The sequence below is a fragment of the Bacillus sp. JJ664 genome (assembly GCF_036962205.1).
GTDB lineage: Bacteria > Bacillota > Bacilli > Bacillales > Bacillaceae_G > Gottfriedia.
In genome coordinates this window covers 254-5208 of sequence record NZ_JBALMS010000138.1, presented here as the reverse complement: position 1 = coordinate 5208, position 4955 = coordinate 254, and the positions used below count along the sequence as shown (strand labels likewise).

The 4955-nt window shown below is 31.3% G+C and carries 3 protein-coding genes; 2 read left to right on the top strand and 1 reads right to left on the bottom strand.

Annotated features, from left to right (window positions below; genetic code table 11):
- Both V7056_RS18020 and mutT read left to right on the top strand, forming a co-directional pair.
- Positions 1 to 1173 (top strand): Eco57I restriction-modification methylase domain-containing protein, encoded by a 1173-nt coding sequence (locus V7056_RS18020; RefSeq protein WP_499703785.1) that lies wholly within the window; start codon positions 1 to 3, stop codon positions 1171 to 1173.
- Positions 1174 to 1525: 352 nt separating this feature from the next.
- Positions 1526 to 1915 carry an 8-oxo-dGTP diphosphatase MutT gene (mutT, locus tag V7056_RS18015; RefSeq protein ID WP_499703784.1) on the top strand — a complete coding sequence of 130 codons (390 nt, stop codon included), beginning with the start codon at positions 1526 to 1528 and terminating at the stop codon, positions 1913 to 1915.
- 35 nt (positions 1916 to 1950) lie between these two features.
- On the opposite strand, the gene V7056_RS18010 is transcribed toward mutT, so the two are convergent.
- On the bottom strand, positions 1951 to 4955 hold a 3005-nt coding region (locus V7056_RS18010; protein WP_499703783.1), incomplete at its 5' end, for a DUF3427 domain-containing protein.

Sequence of the window (4955 nt, the reverse complement as noted above, 5' to 3'; positions counted from 1 at the left end):
ATTTATAATATTGTCAAGAACTTTATCTATAATGATACGTTAAATGTATCAACAGAAAACCTTATAGAAGTTGATACAATGAAATTAGCTAGTGAAGAAAAATTAAGGACTGAAATCTATGAGTCATTTGGAGATGATAAATTGAAGTTTGATGTAATTATTGGAAACCCTCCTTATCAAGATGAGACTATAGGAGACAATAAAACTTATGCTCCACCTATTTATCATAAGTTTTTGGAGGAGTCATATGAGATAGCGGATAAAGTTGAGATGATCCATCCGGCTCGATTCTTATTTAATGCAGGAAGTACCCCAAAAGCCTGGAATAAGAAAATGTTATCTGATGAACATTTGAAAGTCGTTGATTACTTTAATGATAGCTCTAAAGTATTCCCTAACACTGATATTAAGGGTGGAATTGCAATAACATATCGAGATAAGGAAAAGAAGTTTGGAGCAATTAATACTTACGTTGTTCACGAAGAGTTAAATAATATCTTAAAGAAAATAAAAAATGAAAATTTCAATGCCTTTAGTGAATTAGTACATGCACCCGAGAGTTATAAGTTTACAGAAGCAATCCATGAAGACCATGAAAATGTAAAAAAACTATTGAGTAAAGGTCATGAGTATGCAGTAATGACAAATATATTTGGTAAGCTACCATTTATTTTCTTAAATTCCAAACCGAATGATACTGAGGAATACTATCGATTTTTTGGAAGAGAGAATAATGAACGTGTTTATAAATGGGTAAAGGCTAAATATATTGAATCTCATCCTAATTTATTAAAGTATAAAGTTTTCCTTGCTAAATCAAATGGTAGTGGCTCGTTTGGGGAAAGTCTCACTGAGCCTGTTATAGCATCGCCATTTGAGGGACATACCCAAACATTTATTAGTATTGGAAATTTTGATACTCAATATGAAGCTACATCAGTGGCAAAGTATATTAAAACTAAATTTTTACGAGCATTGCTTGGAACATTAAAAGTTACTCAAGATAATAAAAAAGCGTCCTGGTCAAATATTCCTTATCAAGATTTTACTAATGATTCCGACATTGATTGGTCAAGGTCAATAACAGAGATTAACCAACAGTTATACAAAAAATATTACTTGAGCGAGAGTGAAATAAAATTCATCGAAGAAAACGTAAAAACCATGGAATAGAAGTAGAATTATAATAAATATGTTTATTCAATTAACATTTAATCATTTTAGTTCGAATTGGATCAAGTAATATCATTTTAATCCTTGTTCATACATTTTTTAACAAAACGTTGATTGCAATTGAAAATTATATTTCTCAAAACACGGTTTTTTTATGCTACTTCAATATAGTAAAAATAAAATATTTTAAAACTAAATTTATAAAAACAAGTGGAAAAGTTGATTTTTTTCAAAGTTAGATAATTATAATATGTTAAAAATGAATTGAAATTACCATATTAATAATTGGATTAAAATTATGTTAATGTAAGAAGTATTTAATCGAAATTGAAATATTAAAGGAATGAAAACATTGAAAAAAAAAATCAGAGTAGTAGGAGCAGTTATCCGCAACAATCAAAACCAAATCCTGTGCGCCCTTCGATCAACAGAAATGAGCTTACCGAACCTATGGGAGTTCCCTGGTGGTAAAATCGAAAAAGACGAAAAACCAGAAGATACTTTAGTCCGTGAAATTAAAGAAGAATTAAGTTGTGAAATTGAAGTATCAGAACTAGTTGAGGAAGTAGTACATGAGTACCCTGCAGTTATCGTAAATCTATTAACTTACGAAGCAAAGATTACAAATGGTACACCGATTGCTAGCGAGCATGCAAAACTTGAGTGGAAAGAAGTTTCTGAACTTCATGAACTCGAATGGGCCCCAGCCGACATACCAACAGTAGAAAAGTTAATGAAGTAAAAAAGGCGTTCTCTATTAAGAGAACGCCTTTCTTTTTATTTAATCAAATCAATAAACAAATCTTGAGGTACAGGTTCATGTAATCTCCAATGAATATTCATCGGACTATTTCCTTTACTAGATACATAATCAATCTCACCTAAATAAGTAAATGGAAGCGTCATCCCATGCATTTCAGTAAATTTACGTACAAACAAGTGAATGTGAATATCTCTTTCTTTGTGATTAATGTAATCTTGACCGCGTGTAGATTCGTGCGTTGTTTGGTTCTGACTTTGCCAATGGAAGTTCATTGGATCCATGAGGTAGTCATGATATTTAAGGTGGTCATCAATTTTGTCATGCTTATTAAGGTTAATAAATAGGCAGTATTGATTTCCTACTCTACTCACACCCTCACGCCATGTTCCTTCTTGTACCTGAGCTTCAAATAGGAAGATTAGGTCATTTCGCGTATAGTTTTGATATTTTACCAATCTTTCATTTTGTCTTAGCAAATGTTTAGGTTGATACATACGTCGATATTGGATAATTCCATATTCAATACGTTCTTTGATTTGTGATTTTGCAAAATGATCTAAATGAAAGAATGATTCTTCGATGATAAATGTTTCATTATCAATTTGACCAAAAGACCAAGTAAATTTCTTAAATGTTTCTGATAAGCGTTTCATTGCTCTTATGATCAAAGATTTATGTTCATTTATTTCAATTTGAATTCCAAAGCGGTTTTTTATAATTTTAGCAATGTCTTCAAATGTAATGAATTTTATTTCTAGAGCTAATTCTAAAATAATAAACTCATATGGCCATTTGATTGGATAATAGCTTTCAATTCTTTCAAGTACTTCATATAAATATCCATTATCAATTACAGCTTGGTCATAGTCTTCAATATCATTCATTTTTTGTTTGGTTCCAACCCAAGATTTAAACTTATTCAAAAAGAAGTTTATATTAGGAGCTTTTTCTGCATATAAGAAATCAGTAATTTTAGGTGAACGGCCTAAATCTTTTTTGAATTGGTTATATAAATCTTTTATTACAGCAACTGAATCTAAACGAATTGAATCGATTTTTTCAAGAATTCGTTTTTGAGTAACCGGATCAAGGTCAACATAGGCACCACCAGGTAAGTCAGCAAATTCATGTTGAACAGCAACACGCAAGCTATCTTTATCATATCCATTATGATTCGTATGACCGCTTAAAGCTAAAGGAACTACGAATGATTTTTGATAGTTACCAATAAAATCGAGAATCGTAACAAATTCTTTATTAGTACTCTTACGTAATCCACGGCCAAGCTGTTGAATAAAGATAGTTGGTGATTCAGTAGGGCGTAAGAATAAAACTAAGTTTAAGTTAGGGATATCAATTCCTTCATTAAAAATATCAACCGTGAAAATAATTTGCAGTGAATCATTTTCATTTTCCAATTTAGAAATTGTTTCTTTTCGTTCTACTGGCCCATGTTCACCAGTTAAATAAGTAGTTACAAATCCTCGGGCATTAAATTCTTCGCTCATATATTTGGCGTGTTCAATTGAAGAACAGAACCCTAAACAAATTAATTTCTCTCCACTGTAGCTATATTTATTAATTGTACTAATTACATACTCAACACGCTTTTCAGTTTGTAAAGCATGCATTAATTCTGTTTCATCATAAAAACCATTTTTTATTTTAATCGCTTCATAGTCAACGGTCTCATCGGATACCCCAAAGTAATGGAAAGGTGCTAAAAGCTCAGCTTCTAATGCATCACGTAAACGAATCTCATAAACAACATTATAATCACAAAGCTGCAGTACATCTTGTCCATCTAGTCGTTCAGGCGTAGCTGTTAATCCAAGTAAAAATTTTGGGTTAAAATGATTGATGACTTTTATATAAGTGCTTGCTTGTGCATGGTGGAATTCATCTATGACAATATAATCAAAATAATCCGGATCAAAAGTATTAAGTTCATTATCTCTAGAAAGTGTTTGAACAGTAGCAAACAAGAAAGGCTGATCCTGTTCTTTTACATTGCCTGAAAGAATTCCAAAATGGTCATCAGTATTAAAGACAGTTGAAAAAGTATCTTTCGACTTAACTAAAATATCTTCGCGGTGTGCAAGGAATAACATTCGTTTTGGTTTAAAGTTTTGAACATCAAAAGCAGATAAATATGTTTTACCTGTTCCGGTAGCCGCAATGACAACGCCTTTTGTTTTACCATTTTCTCTTGTTTGTACTAGTGCCGAGAGAGCATCTCTTTGCATTGCATTCGGTTGAATCGTAGATGCTTCATATAAATGTTGGAAGTTTTCCTCTGCAACTTTAAATGGCTTAATGTATTCTTTATTAGTGTTATTTGCATGTAATTCATACTGTGCAATCAAATCATCAGATAATGTTAAACATTCATTACTATTCCAAAGATTATCGAACTTTTCTTTCCCTTGTTTATAAATAGGAAGATATGCACTTTCAGGGATTCTTACATTCCATTCATGTCCATTAACTAAAGCGGATTTAGAAATATTTGATGAACCAATGATGATTGAATTGAAACCAGATTCACGATGGAATAAATAAGCTTTTGTATGGAATGACTCATTTCCAGTTTGAATTATTTTCACTTCAACATTTGGTAATTCTAATAATTTTTTTAATGCCTTAGCTTCAGTTATATTTAAATAGAAGGAAGTAATGATTCGAACCTTTTTCCCACGTTTTGCTAGCTCTTCAATTGGCTTTAATAAAATTTGTAAGCCAGAAAATCTTAAGAAGCTTACCATAAAATCGGCGCCATCACTTGTCATTAATTCAAATTTTAATGATTTAAAGAAATTTTTCATGGATCCTTTTTCGTTTGAAATGAAATCCGGCTTTGATAATTGATATAGATCACTTACTGGTAACGCACTATTATCATAGTTATATAAAATATTAGAAAGCGGAAGTTTAAAGTCTCCATCACTTCCTTCCGCTAATTTAGTAATCTCCTCAGTTAATCGAATTATCTCAGAGTAATTTCCCTCCTCAACTAAGT